This is a genomic window from Nonomuraea montanisoli (assembly GCF_013363975.1).
GTDB lineage: Bacteria > Actinomycetota > Actinomycetes > Streptosporangiales > Streptosporangiaceae > Nonomuraea > Nonomuraea montanisoli.
This window is the reverse complement of record NZ_JABWGN010000022.1, coordinates 76,674-94,835: the sequence shown is the minus strand read 5'-3', so window position 1 is coordinate 94,835 and position 18,162 is coordinate 76,674. Positions and strand designations below refer to the sequence as shown.

Here is an 18,162-nt window from a genome sequence, read left to right as displayed (position 1 = left end):
CCTTGCCGGGGGCTTCCCAGCCCCCGGACCCCCGGCCTGGGCCGTCTACGCCGGGACCTGGTCGGCTGGAGGGAAGCTCAAAGGGATGCCTCGATTCACTGTGATCGCCGGGTCAGGATCTTGACGAGGCGGCACACGGAGCTGGAAGGGTTGCCCGCCACCTCGTACTCACCGGTCCCGCCATGAGGCTCCGCCCGGGTGACGGCGGCGGAGTACGCGGCGAAGGGAAAATGATTCGGCAGGTTCTTGCCCGTCATCCCGAGCCTTTTCAGCTTCTCGCCCAGAGCCTTCTTGTCGATGTGCGCCCGATGCTCGATGAAATGCCACAGGATCCATATCTCGAAGCACGGATTGCTGACGGCCACCTGAATGCCGAGGCGTTCGGCCGTCCGAAGGGCCGCCGCCAGAGTTTCGTGCTCGTCCACGTCGACGACGCACCACACGTGATCGTATTCGTCGTCCGGCTGTGCGTCGGCGCGCGCGGCGGCGGCCCGGCGGACGACTCGTCCGGGGTCCCGGCCGATTCCCTCCACCTGTAGACGGAAGACTTCGACACCGCTGGCGCGGAGCTCTCGCGCCAGGCCGTTGAAGTACTGCGGCTCGGTGTTCTCCCCTTCGGTGACGATCAGAATGCGCGGCTTCTCACGGCGTGTGTTGCGGCGTCGCCGCAGGTCACTGCCTCCCCGGGATCGCCCGCTCACGGCCCGTCCTGGAGTACGGCCGCGCGCAGCTCCTCCTGGGAGACCATGGGAATGGCTCCGTAGCGGCCGTGCAGGTACCTTCTCTCGAAGTTGTCGGTGGGGCGTACCGGGAACTCGGCGAGCGCGAAGAGGTCGGTGGCTCCGTCGGTGCCTTTCTCCGTGAACCAGACTTCGTCCTTGGAGAGCCCGACCTCGGGTGTCTGGCCGAGCAACGCCGTTTCGTGCGAGGTGAAGAGCAGTTGGGCGCCCAGGGGGTTCAGTTCGGGGTCTTTGAACATCCCGATGAGGGCGGCCGCCAGGCGTGGATGGAGACTCGCGTCGAGTTCGTCCACGGCGAAGACGTCCCCGTTCCTGAGGCAGGCCAGGGCGGGCACCGCGAGCGCCAGCCACGCGATGGTGCCGCTGCTCTCGCTCTCCAGGGGGAGGGAGAAGGTGCGCCCGGAACCGCTTCCGGAATGCTCGAACCGGATGCGTTTCTTCAGGTCCTCTATGATCTGGCCCTTGTCGATGGGTCCCTGTGATCCGTCGTCGATCGTGTCCATCACGCGCTTGATCATGCTGACGACCTTTTCGTCGAACTCTTCGACGTCGAGCACCATGCGAGTGATTCCCAGGTCGGCGAACCGGAGCAGGCCGACGGCCTGTGCCAGCACCTTGTCGTTCTCCAGGATGTTCCTGACCCATCTGATGCGTGCCTTGCGGTTCGTCTCGGTGTACTGGGCGTACTGGATGTGCCGGGAAATCCAGCGGTGGACCCCCGAGAGGAACTCATGATTGCTGTTCGCAGCAGTGGACAGATAGAGGGCGGTAGGGCGTAGCAGTCGCGAGATGCGCACGTTCTCGCCAGGCAGGGTGCGCCCGAAGTCGATATCCGAGCCGTCGGGGCCGTGACGCTCGAAAAGCACTCTCTTGCGGCCGGTCGGATAGGAGTAGAGCCACTCCTTGTGGATGCCTCGGGAAGAGGACTCGAAGCCGTACGTGAGTCGTACGTCATTCAGCACGATGTCTGTTTCGTACAGTGATGATCGCTCCCCGGACTCGTCGTCCAGGGCGAAAGGGTAGTGGGGGAAGTACTCGCGGTCGCCCCATGCGGTCGCCGATTTGCCGACGGCCAGGACAAGGAAGTGCAGGGCGTCGAGCACTGTGGATTTGCCCGAGGCGTTGGCCCCGTAGATGCCGGCGACTCGGGTCGTCGCCGAGACCCAGTCGTCGTCGGCCGGCTTGGCGCCGGTCAGCCGGGTGCTCACCAGGGAAAGCTCCACGAGCTCCCGGATGCTCTGATGGTTCGCGACTCGGAACCGCAACAGCACGATGGCCTCCCCGGTGCCTTCGATGCAGTTTCGCGCCCATATGAGGCGATCTTGAGCAATTATCGACGTGAAACTGCGTCCTCCGTGTACTTATACCGGCGCATCCGCGGGGCTGTCCATCGCCAGGGCGTACGGCTCTGAGAGGTGTCGCAAGCCGCCGACCTGTGACCGCGCCGGCCGCCCCGGGCCCGGACGGAGATCCTCCCGCTGGACCCGCCGGTCGCCTGCGTCCTGGCCGTCAACCCGGCGGACGCCCCTGCGGGAACCGACGCGCCTCAGGGGGCGGGCGTAGGGGGAGGTTCGGTCAGGGTGTAGAGGAGGGCGGCGATGCTGGTGCCGCCGACGATGTGCCCCGCACTGATCAGCCGGCGCACGTCCGGGAGCGGCATCCAGGCGACGCGTTCGGCCTCGGACGTGTCCGTCGGCGGGCCGATGTGGGTGGCCTCGTCGGCGCGGAAGATGTGGTGCACGGAGTCCGAGATGCCGTTGCTGGGCTGGACGTCGAGGAGCGGGCGCAGCGGGCCGGGACGCCAGCCGGTCTCCTCCTCGACCTCCCGGGCCGCCGCCTCGCGCGGCTCCTCGCCGCTCTCGATCCGGCCGATGGGGATCTCCCACGCCCACGTGTCGGTGATGAAGCGGTGCCGCCAGATCAGCAGGACGCGCCGCCGGTCGTCGAGCACCACGGCTCCGGCTCCGGGCGGCATGCGCATGAGCCGATGGTCCAGGTGCCTGCCGTCGGGCAGCTCCACGTCCGCCACGCGTATGTCGAGCCAGTAGTCCGAGTAGAGCGGTTCTTCGGAGTGGATCTGCCAGCGCATCGCGGTTCGCTCCCGGCGTGGACGGCTGATCTCGGCACCACCACGTTACAAGCCCGGACCGGAGAACCTCAGGAGGCGGAGAAGTCCAGCAGGTGGTCCGCTCGTTCCGTGCGCAGGTGGAGCGCCGTTCGGCCCGTACGGTGGGTCGCCACCAGACCCGCCCCGCGCAGTGCGCCCAGATGTTGCGAGACCGCGCTCGGCGTGATGCCCAGGCGGGTGGCCAGAGCCGCGGTCGTCCGGGGTTCGGCCAAGGCGGCGAGCAGCGCCGTCCTCGTGTGGCCCAGCACCGGGGCCAGTCCCGACAGCTCCGGAGGGGGCGGCTCCCAGAGCAGGCCGACGCCCACCGCCGGATAGCGGATCGACGCGGCGGCGACCGGGGACTTGTCGACGCCCACGTTCGGCCAGTTGAAGACGCCGGGCAGCAGGACCAGGCCATGCCCGCCGGTGTCCACCGTGTGGACGGCGTGCGGGGTGCGTCGGCCGTGCACGACCAGTTGGCCGCCGTCCCAGGCGACGTCCCGGTGCAGCTCGGCGAACAGCGCCTGCACTCCGCCGTCCACCAGGGTGAGCGCCCGCTTGGCGATGTCCGCGTCCAGCACCGCGCGCATCCGGCCCCACTGCGGGGCGATCAGCAGCTCGTGGCAACGGTGGAGCGCCCGCGCCAGCCGCGGCAGCACCGCCGCCGGCTCGGGGACCTCCTCGGCCGGTACGCCCAGAACCGCTCCGTACTCGCGCCGGTAGAAGGGCTCTCCGGTGGCGCGCAGCAGCTCCAGCTCGGTCGCCATCGAGGGCAGCCGCTCCCGCGGCACGGGGAACAGGAAGGACGGCATGGCCTCGGCGATCAGTGCCCGCAGCAGCGGCAGCTCGGGCTCGTCCGCGATCAGCGGACGCGCCTCGCGCACCCAGGGCCGGTGCACCGCGTGCCCGCCCGTGCCCAACAGGATCCGGAGCGCGAGCACCGTCTCCCCCAGGGGCGAGACGGCGAACCGCACCTTGGCGACCGACGCCGCGGTGAACCTGATCTCGACCGCCATCCGTGCCACCCATCATGTAGCTGTGGCTAAACGATAGCCTCTGCCGCCGTCACCCCCTCAGACTGCCGGGCATGGAGTTCTTCACCTCGTACGACGGCACCGAGCTGGCCTACCACGTGGCCGGGAGCGGAGGCGGGGACGGTGCGCCGGTGGTCTGCCTGCCCGGCGGGCCGACGGCCTCCGCCTACCTCGGCGACCTCGGCGGCCTGTCCGCGCGCCGGAGGTTGATCATGCTGGACCCGCGGGGCACCGGGCAGTCCGCGACCCCCGAGGACATCACGTCCTGCCGCTGCGACCGGCTCGTCGCCGACGTCGAGGCCCTGCGCGCGCACCTGGACCTGGACCGGATGGACCTGCTCGCGCACTGCGCCGGCGCGAACGTCGCCGTGCAGTACGCGGCCCGCCATCCGGGGCGCGTCGGCAGGCTCGCGCTGATCACACCGAGCGTCCGGGCCGTCGGCATCACGATCGACGGCGACCTCCGGCGCGAGACGGTTCGACTGCGCCGGGACGAGCCGTGGTTCCCGGAGGCGTTCGCGGCCTTCGAGGCGATCGTGGCGGGCAAGGCCACGAACGACAGTTGGCAGGCCATCGTGCCGTTCTCCTACGGCCGGTGGGACGAGGCGGCGCAGGCCCATGACGCGGCCGAGGCGGAGCGGGAGGTCCCGGAGGTCATGGCGGCCTTCGGCGCCGAGGGCGCCTTCGACCCGGACGCCACGCGCACCGCGCTCGCCCGGTTCACGCCGCCCGTACTGCTGCTCGCCGGAGAGGTCGATCCGGGGGCGCCTCCTCCCGCCGTGGCCGAGTTCGCCGGGTTGTTCCCGAACGCCGAGCTCGTCGTCCAGGCCCGAGCCGGGCACTTCCCGTGGCTCGACGACGCCGACCGGTTCGTGTCCACCGTCGCGGAGTTCCTGACCGCCCGCTGACCCCCGTCGCCGTCCCGCTGCGCGATCGGCGCGAGCACCGCTTCGGAACGGGCTGGTCCGGAGCGGGCTGAACTGGAACGGGCCGATCTGGAACGGGCCGATCTGGAACGGGCCGGCCTAGAACGCGCTGATCGTGGCGGGGGCGCGTTCGGCGCGGCTCAGGGTGCGGATGACCGCCGTCGCGCCGTGCCGGTGGACCGCGAGCCGGGCCAGCAGGTCGATCACCGGGTCCACGACCCGCGCGGGCAGGGCCGGGGTCTCCACGCCCACGCTCGCCGCCAGGTCGTCGGAGTGGACGACCAGCTCCATCATGCGGGTCATGAGGAAGTCGTCCAGCAGCAGCGACCAGCCCGAGGGCAGATCCAGGACGCGGTCGGCCGGCGCGGTGGGCAGGGTGGCGCGCTGGCGTTCCAGCAGCTCGGCGGTGGTGGCGGCCAGGGCGGCCGGGCCGGCCGCGGCGGACTCCTCGCCGGCGCGCCGGATGCCGACGTTGGTCTCGTGGTCGAGGCCGGCCTCGACCCAGGTGGACCTGGCGTAGTGCTCCAGGAGGCCGATCGGCTCCGCGCCCGGCGTGGGCTCGGCGGCCAGCAGCCCGTCCACCCGTACGAGCTGGTGGCCGAGGTGCCCGGCCAGGCCCGCGACGCTGAACTCGGTGAGCGCGCTCGGCTTGTCCCAGGCGGCGGCGACGGCGGGAGCGCCCAGCAGGGCGACCGCCGACTCCGCGGCCGTCAGGTACGACTCCCTGACCACCCGGTAGGACTCTCCGACTTCCCCCATGAGAATCCGGCCCCTTCCGTCTATGTCGTGATTCGGGCCAAGACTATCCCTCCGACGATCAGGCTCAAGGCCGCCATCCGGCCCACCGAGACGGGATCGCCGCCGAGCACGATCCCCAGGGTGATCGCGCCCACGGCGCCGATGCCGGTGAAGACGGCGTACGCGGTGCCGACGGGCAGCGTGTTCATCGCCTGCGACAGCAGCCACACGGCGGCGGCCATGAGGACCAGGCTGATCAGGGTGGGCACCGGGCGGGTGAAGTTCTGCGTCGGCTTGATGCTCTGCGACCAGGCCACCTCCACCAGCCCGGCCAGGACCAGCGTCAGCCAGTTCATGACCGGGTCTCCGAGCCGAGTGACGACACCGTCTCCAGGGCCGTGGCGAGCGACTCCTCGTGCTTGTCGCGCAGGTGCCGCAGCGCCGGGTCGATCCGCGCGTTGACCAGCTCGGCGTGGACGAACGTGACGTCCTCGACCGCGAAGTGGCCCTTGAAGAAGTCGCGCAGGTAGCGCTCCTCGTGGTCGTACGGCTCGCGCGGGGTGCCCGGGCCGTACGCGCCGCCCCGGGCGCCGGTCACCACGAACGACCGGCCCTTGAGCGACATCTTCGGGAACGTGATCTGGTCGATCCACGCCTTCAGCGACGACGGGATCGAGAAGTTGTACATCGGCGTGCCGATCAGCACCACGTCGGCCGCCACGACCTCGTCGAGCAGCGGCTTGACGATCGCCCACGCCTCACGCCGGGCGGGGGTGAGGACGGCCTCCTCGTAGCGGGCGATGTCGGTGATCTCGTTTTCGAGGACGTGGTCGCACAGCTCGGTCCACGCCTCGCCGATGTGCGGGACGGGGTCGGCGGCCAGGTCGCGGTGGACGTACCCGGCGCCGGGGTTCGCGGCGAGCCAGGCGTCCGCGTACGCCCGCGACAGTGTGCGGGAGAACGAGGTACGGCGGGCACTGGCGTCGAGGTGGAGCAGCATGGACATCTCCGATCACTAAGCGGACACGTTGTCCATTTAAGCATATCCGGACGGCGTGTCCACCTACACTGGTGCGCATGGAGAGAGCCGACGCCGCGCGCAACCGCGCCCGGATCCTGGAGGCGGCGGCCGAGCTGTTCGCCGCCCGGCCGCCGCACGAAGTGACGATGGACGACATCGCCAAGGCCGCCGGGGTGGGCAGGGGCACGCTCTACCGCCGCTATCCCGACCGCGCGTCCATCGCCGTCGCGCTGCTCGACGAGCACGAGCGTGAGCTGCAGGAACGACTGCTGCGCGGAGACCCGCCCCTGGGTCCCGGCGCGCCGCCCGCCGAGCGGCTCGCCGCCTTCTACGCCGCCATGGTGCGGCTGCTGGAGGACCACGCCCACCTGGTGCTGGGCAGCGAGGTCGGCCGCACGCGGTTCCAGACCGGCGCCTACGGCTTCTGGCGGGCGCACGTCCGCTCGCTGCTGGTGGCCGCCGGCACACCGCGGCCGGACGCGCTCGTCGACACGCTGCTCGCGCCGCTCGCCCCCGAGGTGTACGTCTTCCAGCGCTCCGACCTGGGCCTCGGCATGGACGAGATCGTCGAGGCGCTGACCAGGCTCACCCGCGTCCTGTGACTCCGGTCCGCTACCGCTCCGCCGTCCAGGGCCGGAGTTTCTCGGGGTTGCGCACGGTCCAGATGCGGATGATCCGGTCGTCCGCGACCTCGAACGCCATCACCGCGTCGACGACGCCGTTCCGCTGCGCCACCAGGCCGGGCTGGCCGTTGACCGTGCGCTCCAGGATCGTCAGGTCGGACGCCATGTCGGCCATGGTCATGGCGTAACGGGCGATCTGCTCGGGGCCCTCGATCGGGCGGAGCAGGGCGCTGACGAGCCCGCCGCCGTCGGCGACGACCGTGGCGCCGGGGTCGAGGAGGCCGATGAGGGCGTCGATGTCCTTGGCCTCCCACGCCTGCTTGAAGTCCCTGACGACGCCGGCGCGCCGGGCCGTGGAGGTCGCCGGGGCCTGCGCGTCGCGGACGCGGCGGCGGGCCGAGGAGGCGAGCTGGCGGCAGGCCGCCGGGCTGCGGCCGACGATCTCGGCCACCTCGGGGAAGGAGTAGCGGAAGACGTCGTGCAGGATGAACGCCACCCGCTCGGCCGGGGTCATCGACTCCAGCACGACGAGGAACGCCATGTTGACCGACTCGTCCAGTGTGACCCGGTCGGCCGGGTCCCCGCCGGGACGGCCGCAGGTCCACTCCGTACGGTCGGGCAGCGGCTCGGGGATCCACTCACCCACGTAACGCTCCCGCCGGGCCCGCGCCGAGCCGAGCACGTCGAGGCAGATGCGGCTGGCCACCGTCGTCAGCCAGGCGCCGGGGGAGTCGATGGCCCGCTGCTCCTCGGGGGACATGGCGTACCAGCGGGCGTAGGTCTCCTGCACGACGTCCTCGGCGTCGGCCAGGGTGCCGAGCAGCCGGTAGGCGAGGTTGATCAGGTGGCGCCGCTCGCCCATGATCGCGTCCAGCGTCGGATCGGGCCGGGCGTCTCCCGGCTCGGATGGTGTGGTCATGGTGTCGTCGGCTCCCTCGGTACGGCTGCCCTCACCGGGACGACAAGACGGCGCGCCGGAGTGTGAGGTCGGTCACGTCGCCTCACACTCCCGGCGGTTGCGTCGTCAGAGTGCGAGACGCCGATCCAGGCGCGGGCGTACGGCCTCGTCATCGGGGTCCGCACCCTCTCCCACCCGTCCAAGGAGTCACTCGTGTTCTTGCGTGTCGCGATCATCCTGCAGACCCTGGCCCTCTTCGCCGCGCCGGTCACCGCCGGACTGCTGTTGTCCACGCCCAGCGGGCACACCCTGCACAGCGCCTCGGCGTACACCGTGTTCATCGTGACGCTGGTGCACCTGATCGTCGCGATCCTGATGTGGCGGCCGGGCGGCGGCTCGCCCCGGCCCATCCTGTACGCGGCCGTGATGTTCGTGCTCACGTCGGCACAGGTGGCGCTGGGCATCGCGCACGTGAAGACGGTCCACGTCCCGCTGGGCGTGCTCCTGTTCGGCCTGAGCGTCCTCCAGCTCAGCCGGGTCCCTTCGGGCCGCCGCATGTATGTCGTGTCCAGCCCTTCCTGACGCCTGGAGGGCTCAGAGGGCATGGCCGCCGGCCACCTGGAGCACCTGGCCGGTGATCCACCGGGCCTGCCGCGAGGCCAGGAACACCACCGCGTCGGCGATGTCGTCCGGCTCGCCCGCCCGTCCCAGCGGCACGAGCGACCGGACCTGCTCCTCCATGGCGGCGTCCATCCAGCCCGTCTGCACCGGTCCCGGCGCCACCGCGTTGACCCTGATGCCGGCGGCGGCCAGGTCGAGCGCCGCCGCCCGGGTCAGCGCCTCCAGCGCCGCCTTCGACGTGCCGTACCCCACCTGCCCGGGGAACGCGCGGGCCGCGTCGGTGGAGACGTTCACCACGCAGGGCGAACGGCCGGGCGGCCGGCGGCGCGCCAGCTCGGCGATGAGCAGGGCGGGCGCGACCGCGTTCACCTGGTAGGCGCGCCCCAGCCCGGCGGCCGTCACGGTCTCGAACGTGTCGGGGCTCTCGCAGTGGGCGGCGTTGTTCACGAGGACGTCCACGGGCCCGAGCCGGCTCTCCACCTCGTCGAACAGGCGTGTGGCGGCGTCCGGCTCCATGAGGTCGGCGCGCACGGCGACGGCGCCGCCGCCCAGCTCGGCCGCCAGCGCCTCGGCCTCGTCCGGCGGCGGGGTGACGTGCTCCCACGTGACGCCCGGGGGCGGGGCGGCGCCGGCGAACCCGTGGACGGCCACCCGGGCGCCCTCCCGCGCGAAGGCGCGGGCCATGGCCGCCCCGATGCCGCGTCCGGCCCCGGTGACCAGCACGACCTGATCGGCGAGTCCCGTGTCGAGCATCCCGCCAGCATGCCAGGGGCGCCGGCCGGAGCGGGCGCCGGGGCCGAGGTGGGGACCTTCGGCCCTGCCGCGACGGCGACCCGGCCGCCATCGTGGGACTCACGCGGGACGCCCGAGGCGGGGCCGCCGTGGCCGGGATGCGCGCCGAACCTGGAGGTGGGTCGTGGACGGAGCCGGATGCCGCAGGCTGTCGGTGGTGGACCTGGCGATGCTGCGTCTGGAGCGGCCGTCGGCGCCGCAGCACGTCGCCGGGCTGTGCGTGGTGGAGGCGGGCCCGCTGCTGGACGGGCACGGCGACCTCGCGCTCGGCGCGATCCGGGAGCGGCTGGAGCGGCGGCTGGTCCGGGTGCCCGAGTTACGGCAGGTGCTGCGGTACGCGCCGCCGCTGTGCGGGCCGCCGCTGTGGGTGGACGACCCCGGCTTCGCGATCGGCCACCACGTACGGACGGCCCGGGTGGCGGTGCCGGGGGACGAGGCGGCGCTGCTGGAGACGGCGGAGCGGCTGCTCCGCGACCCGCTGGACCGGTCGCGCCCGCTCTGGGACCTCTGGCTGCTGACCGGCCTCACGGACGGCCCCGCCGAGCCCGGCGTCGCGCGCGTCGGGCTGTTGTTCCGGGTGCACCACGCGCTCGTGGACGGCCTGGCCGCGGTGGCGCTGGCCGCCGCCTTCCTCGACGCCGACCCCGAGGCCCCCGATCCGCCGGTACCGGCCTGGCGTCCGGCGCCGCCGCCCTCCGCCCTGGACCTGTTCCTGGACAACGCGCGTCACCGCCTGTCGCGGGCGGCGTCGGTCCTGGCCGATCCGGCCGGCTCCGTCCGGACGCTGCTCGGCACGGTCTCGGCAGCGGCCGGCGTCCTGTCGGCCGTGAACGTCGCCCCCCGCACCTCGCTCAACGCGTCCACCGGCGGACAGGGCCGCCTGCTGCGGGTCGTACGGCTCGGCCTGGACGAGGCCCGGCGGGTGGCGCACGCCCACGGGGCCACGGTCAACGACGTGGTTCTCGCGACGGTCATGGGCGGGGTGCGCGACCTGCTGCTCGGCCGGGGCGAGCCCGTGGACGGCCTGGAGCTGAGCGTCGTGGTCCCGGCGACGATCCGGGATCCGGGACGGTCCCGTGACCTCGGCAACGCGGTCGGCGCCCTGTACTGCCGCCTGCCGGCCGGGGAGTCCGACCCGGTGAGACGGCTCGCCCTCGTGGCCGCCGCGACCCGCGCGGCCAAGGCCGCGCAGCCGTTGTCGCGGGAGACGTCCACGGTGATGTACGGGCTGCTGGGCGGCCTGTCGGCACTCGGCCTGGACCTGGAGGGGCGACAGCGGGCCATGAACTTCCAGGTCTCGGACGTCCGCGGCCCGGAACGGCCCCTCTACCTGCTCGGCGCGCAGGTCGTGGACGCCGTGCCGGTCACCGGCATCACCGGCAACCTGACGCTCGCGGTGGCGGCGCTGTCGTACCGGGGGAGGCTCGGCCTGACGGTGCTCGCCGACCGGCGGGCCTGCCCGGACGTGGACGTCCTGGCGGACGGCATGCGCCGCGCCTGGGCGGAGACCCGGGCGAGCACCCCGGAGGCGGCCGGCACGCGCGGCTGAACGGCTTCGACGCGGTGAGGAAGGTCAGTCCTCATCGCATCCGCAGCTACGCCTGATCACCAGAGGCGCGTGCACGCCGGGCGCGCCGGAATCCCGGCCGGACAGCAGCTCGACCGCCTGCTCCGCCATGGCCTCCAGCGGTTGCCGGGTGACCGTCAGGGCCGGGGCGGTGTGGGCGCTCTCCGGGGTGCCGTCGAGGCTGATCACGGCGAGCCGGCCGGGGACGGCGACCCCGCTCGCCCACGCCCCCGACAGCACCCCGATGGCCTGCTCGTCGGTGGCGGTGATCAGGGCGCGGGGCAGGGCGTCGTCGGCGGCGAGGCGGCGGGTCAGGGAGTCGGCGGCGGCGCGCGAGTAGTCGCAGCGCAGGAGGGCCGCCCAGGGGTCGCCGGCGACGGCCGCCTCCCACGCCGTCCGCCGCGCCGCCACCGGACCCGCGTCGTGCGCGCCGCCCAGGAAGGCGATGTGCCGGTGCCCGTGGCCGCGCAGGTGGGCGACGGCCTCGCGTACGGCGTCGTGGTTGTCGGCCGCGACGACCCGGGCGCGCCCGTCGGACGGGCCGTGGTGGACGTACACGGCGGGCACGCCCGCGGCCTCCGCCCGGTCCGTCACGTCGTCGCCGCCCTCCGCGGAGACGATCACCAGCCCGTCCACCTGGGCGGCGAGGAACCGGTCGACGAGGTCGCGCTGGCGGTCCGCCGAGTAGCCGGCGTTGCCGATCAGCGTGAGCCGGTCACGCCTCTCCAGAGCCTGCTCGACGTGCCGGGCGAGGGCTCCGAAGTACGGGTTGGAGGCGTCGGCCAGCACCAGCCCGACCACGCCCGTGGTGCGGGAGCGCAGCGCCCGGGCGATGCGGTTGGGGCGGTAGCCGAGCTCGGCCGCCGCGGCGAGGACGCGCTCGCGGGTCGCGGCGGCGACCGGACGGGGCCCGTTGTTGATCACATAGCTCACCACCGCCGTGGAGGTCCCGGCCCGGCGGGCCACGTCGGCCAGCGTGATCGGCTTGTCCGCGCGTTTCGTCATGACGGTTTACATCATCGCATCTAATCGTTTAGATAGCAGTGTCTAAACGATTAGACCTCCGACGGAGAGGAGAAGGGCATGCCGGGCATCCCTTTGGTCATCGACACCGACACCGGCTCCGACGACGCGGTGGCGCTGCTCCTGGCCGCCGCCGGCGACCTCGGTGACGTGCGCGCCGTGACCACGGTGGCGGGCAACGTGCCCGTGGCGACCGCCACCCGCAACGCGCTCGTCTCGCTGGAGACGGCCGGGCGCGGCGACGTCCCGGTCCATCCCGGGTGCGACCGGCCGATGACCCGTACGCCGTCCACCGCCCAGCACGTGCACGGCCAGGACGGGATGGGCGACATCGGGCTGCCCGACCCGCTGCGGGCCGCCGAGCGGGAGCACGCGGTCGAGGTGCTGCTGTCCGCCCCGCGCCGCGAGCCCGGCGCGCTGACGCTGGTCACGCTGGGCCCCCTCACCAACGTCGCCGCCGCCCTGCTCCGCGATCGTGACCTGCTCAGCCGGTACCGGCACGTGTACTGCATGGCCGGAGCCGCGGACCTGCGCGGCAACATCTCGCCCACCGCCGAGTTCAACGTCTGGGCCGACCCCGAGGCCGCCCGGGTCGTCCTGGGGGCGGCCACGCCGGACAGGGTGACCTGGATCGGCTGGGACGTCTCCCGCAAGGACGCCGTCATGACGCCCGAGGACCAGCTCCGGCTGGAGCGGCTGGGCACGCCCATGGCGACCTTCGCCCACCGCGTCAACCGGACCGTCGCCGACTGGGCCCGCGACGTCACCGGCCTGGCCGGGTACGACCTGCCCGACCCCGTCGCCATGGCGGTGGCGCTGCGCCCCGACCTGGTCGTCGAGCGGGAGGAGGCGTACGTGGACGTCGCCCTGGGCGAGGAGACCCGCGGTCAGCTCGTCATCGACCGCCGGCGTTCGGCTCCGGCGCCCAACCTGACGCTGGTCCGGCGGGTCAGCGAGAGCGGCTTCAAGCGGCTGCTCTTCGACACCTGCGCCCGTACCGTCCCGCCCGGCCCCCGATCGGAGGGAGCGCGATGAGCCCTCGCCCCACCCCCGTGCCCGCGCCGCGTCACGAGCTGCACTGCCATCTCGACGGCTCGGTGCGCCCCGGCACGGTCGCCGACCTGGCCCGCACCCAGGGCCTCACCCTGGACCTCCCCGTCGAGCGCCTGGTCACCGCGCCGCCCCGCTGCGGCAGCCTCAGCCGGTTCCTCGCCTACATCGACGTGCCGCTCCAGGTGCTCCAGACGCCCGACGCCCTCCACCGCGTGGCCCGCGAGCTGGTCGAGGACTGGAGCGCCGACGGCGTGGTGTACGGCGAGGCCCGCTTCGCGCCCCAGCTCCACACCCGCCGCGGCATGAGCATGGACGAGGCGGTCCGGGCGGTCTCCGACGGGCTCGCGGCGGGGCGGCGGGCCACCGGCGTGCGCACCGGGCTGCTGCTGTGCTGCCTGCGCCACCAGACGCCCGACGAGAGCCTCGCCGTGGCCGAGACGGCGCTGCGGCACCGCGACCAGGTGGCCGGGCTCGACCTCGCCGGCGACGAGCGGCTTCACGGCGCCGAGCCGCACCGTCCCGCGTTCGACCTCGCCCACCGGGCGGGACTCCCGTGCACCGTCCACGCCGGCGAGGCCGCCGGACCCGCCGCCGTGTGGGAGGCGCTCGACGTGCTCGGGGCGCGCCGGATCGGCCACGGCGTCCGATGCGCGGGCGACGGCGCGCTGCTGGAGCGGCTGCGGCGCGACGGGATCGCCCTGGAGATGTGCCCGACCAGCAACGTCCAGACCGGGGCGGTCCCCAGCCTGGAGGCGCACCCCGCCACCCGGCTCCTGGCCGAAGGGCTCGCGGTCACCGTCAGCACCGACACCCGCACCACCTCGGCGACCACCCTCGACCGGGAGTTCGCGCGCCTGGGCTGGTCCGCCGGGCAGGAGCGGCAGGCGCAGGCACACGCGGCCGGCGCGGCGTTCGCCGACACGGCCACCCGGCCGCACGACCGGGCTCCGTGAACGACTCCGCCGAATCCGCTCTGCGCGTCAGGTGCTGAACAGGGCGCTCACCGACTCGCCGTCGTGGATGCGGCGCATGGCCTCGGCCAGGGCCGGCGCGATCGACAGGACCGTGAGCTTGTCGCTCGGCGTGGGCGGCGGGACGGTGTTGGTGCAGACGATCTCCTCGACCTCGGGCAGCGCGCTCAGCCGTTCGATCGCCCCGCCCGAGAACAGGCCGTGCGTGCAGGCCACGCGCACCGAGTTGACGCCGCGCTCCCGGAGCCGGTCGAGCAGCTCGATGACCGTGCTGCCCTTGGCGATCTCGTCGTCCAGGATGATCACGTCCTTGCCGGCGACGTCGCCGATGACCGAGCTGATCACCACGCGGTCGTCGCTGAAGCGCTGCTTGGCGCCCATCGCGACCCCGGTGCCGAGCAGCCGGGCGAAGGCGGCGGCCTCCTTGGCGTTGCCCAGGTCGGGGGAGACGACGACGGTGTTGGACAGGTCGTACTGCTGGAAGTGGTTCGCCAGCTCCCGCAGCGCGTGCAGGTGGTCGACGGGCACGCTGAAGAAGCCGTGGACCTGCGGCGAGTGGAGCGTCATGGCGAGCACCCTGCTGGCGCCGGCGGACACCATGAGGTCGGCGACGAGCCGCGCCCCGATCGAGATGCGGGGGGCGTCCTTCTTGTCGCTGCGCGCGTAGGCGTAGTGCGGGAGGACCACGGTGGTGCGGGCGGCCGAGGCGCCGCGGGCGGCGTCGAGCATCAGCAGCAGCTCGACCAGGTGCTCCTGCACCGGCGGCACGAGCGGCTGGATGAGGAAGACGTCCCGTTCGCGGCAGTTGGCCTGGAGCTGGACCTCCAGCACGTCGTTCGCGAAGCGGTTGATCGCCACCGGGTGGAGCGGCGTCCCGAGATGGGCGCAGATCTCCTCGGCGAGCTGCGGATGGGCGGAGCCGCTGAAAACCGTGATGTCACGCACGATTTCCAGAGGATATCCCCAGGGTTCGCATGGCCGTCCCCAGGGGCTCGCGTAGCGCCGGAGCAGCGCGTTCCTACGGGCTCACGTAGTGGTGGAGCAGGGCGGGCTCGCCGGCGGCGTTCAGCCAGTCGCCCCGGCTGCTGCTCACGCGCCGCCAGCCGTTCCGTTCGTAGAAGGCGATCGCGGCGCGGCCCTCGCTGGAGACCTCCAGCGTCAGAGGCGGACCGTCGGAGGGGTGCGCGGCGCGGGCGGCGGCGAGCAGGCCCGCGGCGACGCTCCGGCCGCGGGCGCGCGGGACGACGAACAGGCGCGACACGACCGCGCTGACGCTGACGCCGACGAGCCGCGTGACGTGCGGGTCCGGGCGGGTGAGCCCGACGTGGCCGAGCACGGTCCGCCCGTCGTCGTCCACGGCCACCCACGCCTGGGCGAGGTCGTCGGGCGTGAGCCAGCCGGCGGGGTCGCCGGGCCAGTCCACCGGGTAGCGGTCGGCGGCGTGCACCTCGGCCAGCGCCCGCACGCACGCGGGGAGGTCGTCGTCGGTCCTGGGACGGACCAGAGCCGGGGGACGGGTCATTGCTCCTGGGTCTCCTGGGTCTCCGGAGGCTTCGCGGGCTTCGGCGGCTTCGGGGGCGGGAGGGTGACGCGGGTGCGGGACCGCGACGACCCGCATGCGGCCATGATCTCACTACGGCCTGGGGTTGGCGCGGTACCAGTCGAGCGTCGCGGCGACGGCGTCGGAATGCGGCGTCACGGCGAGCGGGCCGAAGGTGCGCGTGAACATCGAGGTGTCGCTCACGAAGGGGCGATCGCGCTGGTACCAGGTCTCGCCGAGTTCGCGGACGGTGGGATTCACCAGTCCGAGGACGCGCTGCATGGGGCGTCCGAGGGTTCCCATTCTGCCGGGACGGCCCAGTTCGGCGAACACCAGGTCGAGGAACTGCCTGCCGGTCACGGGCTCCGCCGCCGGAAGGTGCCACGCCTGGCCGTCGGCCCGCGCGTCCTCGCCGAGGGTCACGAGCCCCCTGGCGATGTCGGGCAGATAGCTGAGCGAGTGGGGCTGGTCGAGGGCGCCGACCCAGCGGGCGGTCTTCCCGCCCAGCGCGGCGGCGAACACCGTCGCACCGACGCTGGTGTTGACGCCGCCGGGGCCGTAGTAGTCGGAGGCTCTGCCGATGGCGACGCGCAGTTCGCCGGAGCGGTGTGCCGCCAGCAGTGCCTGAGCCATCTCGGCGCGGACGCGGCCCTTGGGGTTCTCGGCGGCGTAGGGCATGTCCTCGGTCATGGGCCCGCTGACGGGGCCGTACATGTACAGGTTGTCGGCGAAAACCAGTTTGGCGCCCGAGGCCGCCGCGCCCTGGCGCACCGCGTCGGTCATCCCGGGGAACTCCTGCACCCACCGGTCGTAGGCGGGAGCGGCGCAGTGGTAGACGACCTGGGCACCGTCACAGGCGGCCTTGGCGCCGGCGGCCGTGGTGATGTCCCCCTTGCGGGCCTCGACGCCGGGCAGTGCCGGGACGCGGCCGCTGCGGTTGACCGCGCGGACGCGGTGTCCCCGGGAGGCGAGCTCACGGACCACGGAGCTGCCGACGGCGCCTCCGGCGCCGAGAACGACGTGCAGGTCTGTTGCAGCGGGCACAGGGGCCTCCTGAAGTGGTTCTCCCTGGGGCCGCATGGCCGGCCACAGCGGAGAAGCTGTTTCGTAATACTGTTATGAAACATCGTTATTGTATGCTTGTCAAATGGCCCGCCCTCGCACACGCGATTACGACGAACTGCGCCGAGACCTCATGGACGCCGCCGGGCGACTGCTCGCCCAGGAAGGCCTGCAGGCGCTGAGCACCAGACGAGTGGCCCAGGAGGTCGGCACCTCCACGACGGCCGTGTACAACCTCTTCGGCGACAAGGCCGGCCTGCTGCGCGCGATGTTCCTGGCAGGGTTCGCCCGGCTCGCCCAGGAGTTCGCCGCCGTGCCGCGCGACGGCGACCCGGAGGCCGACCTCATGGCCCTCGGATACGCCTATCGGGCCGCCGCTCTGGCCAACCCTCACCTGTACGAGCTGATGTTCGGGCGGCCCATCGCAGACTTCCAGCCCGACGAGGCCGCTCTGGCACAGATCCAGGGGACGTTCGACACCCTGGTCGGCGCCGTCGCGCGCTGCATCGACGCGGGGCGGTTCGCCCCCTCCGCCCCCTACGATGTCGCGGTCCACCTCAACGCCCTGGTGCACGGGCTGGCGAGCCTGGAACTGCGGGGCGCCCTGGGCGACCGCGATCAGGCCGACCGCCACTGGCGCATCGCCCTGGAGGCTTCCTTCCGCGGCCACCGCACCGCGGCGCCGTGACGTCGACGTCCGACGCCGCCAGGGCGTGCGTTCCGGCAGCCGGCCGGCGGAGGCGGTCAGCGAGGGGGTGCGGGGCGGGCCGTCCCGCCGTAGGACGGAGACCCGGTCAGGATGGGAAGGTCTCCGGGGTGAGCTTGCTCAGGTCGTGGATGATGAGCCAGGCGAGTTCGAGGGCGTCGGGCGCGGGCGGGTAGCGCGGGTGCGGCACCGCGATGACCCGCATCCCGGCCGCGTGCGCCGAGCGCAGGCCGTTGCTGGAGTCCTCCACGGCCACGCAGGCGCGCGGATCGACGCCGAGGCGCGAGGCCGCCTCCAGGTATCCGTCCGGCGCGGGCTTGCCTCGGGGCACTTCCTCGGTGGAGACCGTGGCGGCGAAGCAGTCGTTCAGGCCGGCGGCGTCCAGGACGACGTCGATCAGCCTGCGGGGCGAGGAGCTGGCCAGCCCGAGGGTGTGGCGCTCGGCCAGCCGGCGGACGGCCTCCCGCGCCGCGGGCATGAACGGGATGGACTCGCGGTAGCGCGCGGCCATGGCGTCCACCACCTGCCGGGCGATCTCCTCCGGCGGCAGGGGGACGCCGAGCTCGTGCAGGTACGCGGCCCACTCCTGGGTGCTCATGCCCATGAGCCGGGACTGCGTCTCCGGACGCCAGGTGCCGCCGTGGTCGGCGACGTACGCCCGGCGCACCTCCTCCCATACCGGTTCGGAGTCGACGAGCACGCCGTCGAGGTCGAACACGCACGCTTCCACCGCGAACCCC

General features: G+C 72.9%; 21 protein-coding genes. 7 read left to right on the top strand and 14 right to left on the bottom strand.

The genetic code is table 11. The annotated features are described in order from the left end of the window. Positions 1–95 precede the first annotated feature (95 nt). From HTZ77_RS40795 to HTZ77_RS40780, 4 genes are all read right to left on the bottom strand, one after another. Positions 96–701 (bottom strand): RloB family protein, encoded by a 606-nt coding sequence (locus HTZ77_RS40795; protein WP_175595145.1) that lies wholly within the window; start codon positions 699–701, stop codon positions 96–98. After that, the gene (locus HTZ77_RS40790; protein ID WP_175595144.1) at positions 698–2,011 is read right to left on the bottom strand and encodes an AAA family ATPase; all 1,314 of its coding nucleotides are present in this window, start codon (positions 2,009–2,011) and stop codon (positions 698–700) included. The genes HTZ77_RS40795 and HTZ77_RS40790 overlap by 4 nt, the downstream gene beginning before the upstream one ends. 275 nt (positions 2,012–2,286) lie before the next feature. Then, positions 2,287–2,829 carry an NUDIX domain-containing protein gene (locus tag HTZ77_RS40785; RefSeq protein ID WP_175595143.1) on the bottom strand — a complete coding sequence of 181 codons (543 nt, stop codon included), beginning with the start codon at positions 2,827–2,829 and terminating at the stop codon, positions 2,287–2,289. A gap of 68 nt (positions 2,830–2,897) precedes the next feature. Next, positions 2,898–3,863, bottom strand: a complete 966-nt coding sequence (locus HTZ77_RS40780; RefSeq protein ID WP_175595142.1) for an ArsR/SmtB family transcription factor — start codon at positions 3,861–3,863, stop codon at positions 2,898–2,900. 71 nt (positions 3,864–3,934) lie between these two features. Here HTZ77_RS40780 and HTZ77_RS40775 point away from each other — a divergent pair, with 71 nt between their 5' ends. Next, positions 3,935–4,789 carry an alpha/beta fold hydrolase gene (locus tag HTZ77_RS40775; protein WP_175595141.1) on the top strand — a complete coding sequence of 285 codons (855 nt, stop codon included), beginning with the start codon at positions 3,935–3,937 and terminating at the stop codon, positions 4,787–4,789. Between the two features lie 117 nt (positions 4,790–4,906). On the opposite strand, the gene HTZ77_RS40770 is transcribed toward HTZ77_RS40775, so the two are convergent. Genes HTZ77_RS40770 through HTZ77_RS40760 form a run of 3 tightly spaced genes read right to left on the bottom strand, consistent with a single transcriptional unit; the run spans position 4,907 to position 6,551 of the window. Next, positions 4,907–5,566 carry a maleylpyruvate isomerase N-terminal domain-containing protein gene (locus HTZ77_RS40770; protein WP_175595140.1) on the bottom strand — a complete coding sequence of 220 codons (660 nt, stop codon included), beginning with the start codon at positions 5,564–5,566 and terminating at the stop codon, positions 4,907–4,909. A gap of 20 nt (positions 5,567–5,586) precedes the next feature. Further along, positions 5,587–5,901 carry a DMT family transporter gene (locus tag HTZ77_RS40765; RefSeq protein WP_175595139.1) on the bottom strand — a complete coding sequence of 105 codons (315 nt, stop codon included), beginning with the start codon at positions 5,899–5,901 and terminating at the stop codon, positions 5,587–5,589. Next, on the bottom strand, positions 5,898–6,551 hold the full coding sequence (locus tag HTZ77_RS40760) for an FMN-dependent NADH-azoreductase (protein ID WP_175595138.1): 654 nt from the start codon (positions 6,549–6,551) through the stop codon (positions 5,898–5,900). Before HTZ77_RS40760 ends, HTZ77_RS40765 begins: the two co-directional genes overlap by 4 nt. A gap of 71 nt (positions 6,552–6,622) precedes the next feature. On the opposite strand from HTZ77_RS40760, the gene HTZ77_RS40755 reads away from it, so the two are divergent. Further along, complete coding sequence (locus HTZ77_RS40755) at positions 6,623–7,168, top strand: TetR/AcrR family transcriptional regulator (protein WP_175595137.1); 546 nt, start codon at positions 6,623–6,625, stop codon at positions 7,166–7,168. A gap of 10 nt (positions 7,169–7,178) precedes the next feature. On the opposite strand, the gene sigJ is transcribed toward HTZ77_RS40755, so the two are convergent. Beyond that, positions 7,179–8,108 (bottom strand): RNA polymerase sigma factor SigJ, encoded by a 930-nt coding sequence (sigJ, locus tag HTZ77_RS40750; RefSeq protein ID WP_175595136.1) that lies wholly within the window; start codon positions 8,106–8,108, stop codon positions 7,179–7,181. A gap of 192 nt (positions 8,109–8,300) precedes the next feature. Between sigJ and HTZ77_RS40745 the strand changes: the two genes are divergently transcribed. Continuing rightward, the gene (locus HTZ77_RS40745; RefSeq protein ID WP_328809062.1) at positions 8,301–8,669 is read left to right on the top strand and encodes a hypothetical protein; all 369 of its coding nucleotides are present in this window, start codon (positions 8,301–8,303) and stop codon (positions 8,667–8,669) included. A 12-nt stretch (positions 8,670–8,681) separates the two neighbouring features. Here the strand turns inward: HTZ77_RS40745 and HTZ77_RS40740 are convergent, their stop codons facing one another. Then, the gene (locus HTZ77_RS40740; RefSeq protein WP_175595135.1) at positions 8,682–9,461 is read right to left on the bottom strand and encodes an SDR family NAD(P)-dependent oxidoreductase; all 780 of its coding nucleotides are present in this window, start codon (positions 9,459–9,461) and stop codon (positions 8,682–8,684) included. Positions 9,462–9,624: 163 nt separating this feature from the next. On the opposite strand from HTZ77_RS40740, the gene HTZ77_RS40735 reads away from it, so the two are divergent. Beyond that, positions 9,625–11,049, top strand: coding sequence for a wax ester/triacylglycerol synthase family O-acyltransferase (locus tag HTZ77_RS40735; protein WP_175595134.1), 1,425 nt, complete (start codon positions 9,625–9,627; stop codon positions 11,047–11,049). A gap of 24 nt (positions 11,050–11,073) precedes the next feature. On the opposite strand, the gene HTZ77_RS40730 is transcribed toward HTZ77_RS40735, so the two are convergent. Beyond that, positions 11,074–12,072, bottom strand: coding sequence for a LacI family DNA-binding transcriptional regulator (locus tag HTZ77_RS40730; RefSeq protein WP_175595133.1), 999 nt, complete (start codon positions 12,070–12,072; stop codon positions 11,074–11,076). A gap of 78 nt (positions 12,073–12,150) precedes the next feature. On the opposite strand from HTZ77_RS40730, the gene HTZ77_RS40725 reads away from it, so the two are divergent. Both HTZ77_RS40725 and add read left to right on the top strand, forming a co-directional pair. Next, a complete protein-coding gene (locus HTZ77_RS40725; RefSeq protein ID WP_175595132.1) occupies positions 12,151–13,125 on the top strand; it encodes a nucleoside hydrolase in 975 nt (324 codons plus the stop codon). Further along, a complete protein-coding gene (gene add, locus HTZ77_RS40720) occupies positions 13,122–14,096 on the top strand; it encodes an adenosine deaminase (RefSeq protein WP_175595131.1) in 975 nt (324 codons plus the stop codon). The genes HTZ77_RS40725 and add overlap by 4 nt, the downstream gene beginning before the upstream one ends. Before the next feature lie 27 nt (positions 14,097–14,123). Here add and HTZ77_RS40715 read toward each other — a convergent pair whose 3' ends face one another. From HTZ77_RS40715 to HTZ77_RS40705, 3 genes are all read right to left on the bottom strand, one after another. Then, a complete protein-coding gene (locus tag HTZ77_RS40715; RefSeq protein ID WP_175595130.1) occupies positions 14,124–15,059 on the bottom strand; it encodes a ribose-phosphate diphosphokinase in 936 nt (311 codons plus the stop codon). Between the two features lie 73 nt (positions 15,060–15,132). Beyond that, the gene (locus HTZ77_RS40710) at positions 15,133–15,636 is read right to left on the bottom strand and encodes a GNAT family N-acetyltransferase (RefSeq protein ID WP_175595129.1); all 504 of its coding nucleotides are present in this window, start codon (positions 15,634–15,636) and stop codon (positions 15,133–15,135) included. A 111-nt stretch (positions 15,637–15,747) separates the two neighbouring features. Then, on the bottom strand, positions 15,748–16,698 hold the full coding sequence (locus HTZ77_RS40705) for an NAD-dependent epimerase/dehydratase family protein (RefSeq protein WP_175595128.1): 951 nt from the start codon (positions 16,696–16,698) through the stop codon (positions 15,748–15,750). A gap of 103 nt (positions 16,699–16,801) precedes the next feature. Here HTZ77_RS40705 and HTZ77_RS40700 point away from each other — a divergent pair, with 103 nt between their 5' ends. After that, on the top strand, positions 16,802–17,404 hold the full coding sequence (locus HTZ77_RS40700; protein WP_175595127.1) for a TetR/AcrR family transcriptional regulator: 603 nt from the start codon (positions 16,802–16,804) through the stop codon (positions 17,402–17,404). Between the two features lie 106 nt (positions 17,405–17,510). On the opposite strand, the gene HTZ77_RS40695 is transcribed toward HTZ77_RS40700, so the two are convergent. Beyond that, positions 17,511–18,140, bottom strand: coding sequence for an HAD family hydrolase (locus HTZ77_RS40695; protein ID WP_175595126.1), 630 nt, complete (start codon positions 18,138–18,140; stop codon positions 17,511–17,513). Between the last annotated feature and the right edge of the window lie 22 nt (positions 18,141–18,162).

Excerpts from the sequence above, each read along its gene's own strand:
- sigJ (WP_175595136.1), bottom strand. The coding sequence starts at position 8,108 with ATGACCACACCATCCGAGCCGGGAGACGCCCGGCCCGATCCGACGCTG.
- HTZ77_RS40740 (WP_175595135.1), bottom strand. The coding sequence starts at position 9,461 with ATGCTCGACACGGGACTCGCCGATCAGGTCGTGCTGGTCACCGGGGCC.
- HTZ77_RS40710 (WP_175595129.1), bottom strand. The coding sequence starts at position 15,636 with ATGACCCGTCCCCCGGCTCTGGTCCGTCCCAGGACCGACGACGACCTC.
- add (WP_175595131.1), top strand. The coding sequence starts at position 13,122 with ATGAGCCCTCGCCCCACCCCCGTGCCCGCGCCGCGTCACGAGCTGCAC.
- HTZ77_RS40780 (WP_175595142.1), bottom strand. The coding sequence starts at position 3,863 with ATGGCGGTCGAGATCAGGTTCACCGCGGCGTCGGTCGCCAAGGTGCGG.
- HTZ77_RS40785 (WP_175595143.1), bottom strand. The coding sequence starts at position 2,829 with ATGCGCTGGCAGATCCACTCCGAAGAACCGCTCTACTCGGACTACTGG.
- HTZ77_RS40725 (WP_175595132.1), top strand. The coding sequence starts at position 12,151 with ATGCCGGGCATCCCTTTGGTCATCGACACCGACACCGGCTCCGACGAC.
- HTZ77_RS40770 (WP_175595140.1), bottom strand. The coding sequence starts at position 5,566 with ATGGGGGAAGTCGGAGAGTCCTACCGGGTGGTCAGGGAGTCGTACCTG.
- HTZ77_RS40755 (WP_175595137.1), top strand. The coding sequence starts at position 6,623 with ATGGAGAGAGCCGACGCCGCGCGCAACCGCGCCCGGATCCTGGAGGCG.
- HTZ77_RS40700 (WP_175595127.1), top strand. The coding sequence starts at position 16,802 with ATGGCCCGCCCTCGCACACGCGATTACGACGAACTGCGCCGAGACCTC.
- HTZ77_RS40730 (WP_175595133.1), bottom strand. The coding sequence starts at position 12,072 with ATGACGAAACGCGCGGACAAGCCGATCACGCTGGCCGACGTGGCCCGC.
- HTZ77_RS40760 (WP_175595138.1), bottom strand. The coding sequence starts at position 6,551 with ATGTCCATGCTGCTCCACCTCGACGCCAGTGCCCGCCGTACCTCGTTC.
- HTZ77_RS40775 (WP_175595141.1), top strand. The coding sequence starts at position 3,935 with ATGGAGTTCTTCACCTCGTACGACGGCACCGAGCTGGCCTACCACGTG.
- HTZ77_RS40765 (WP_175595139.1), bottom strand. The coding sequence starts at position 5,901 with ATGAACTGGCTGACGCTGGTCCTGGCCGGGCTGGTGGAGGTGGCCTGG.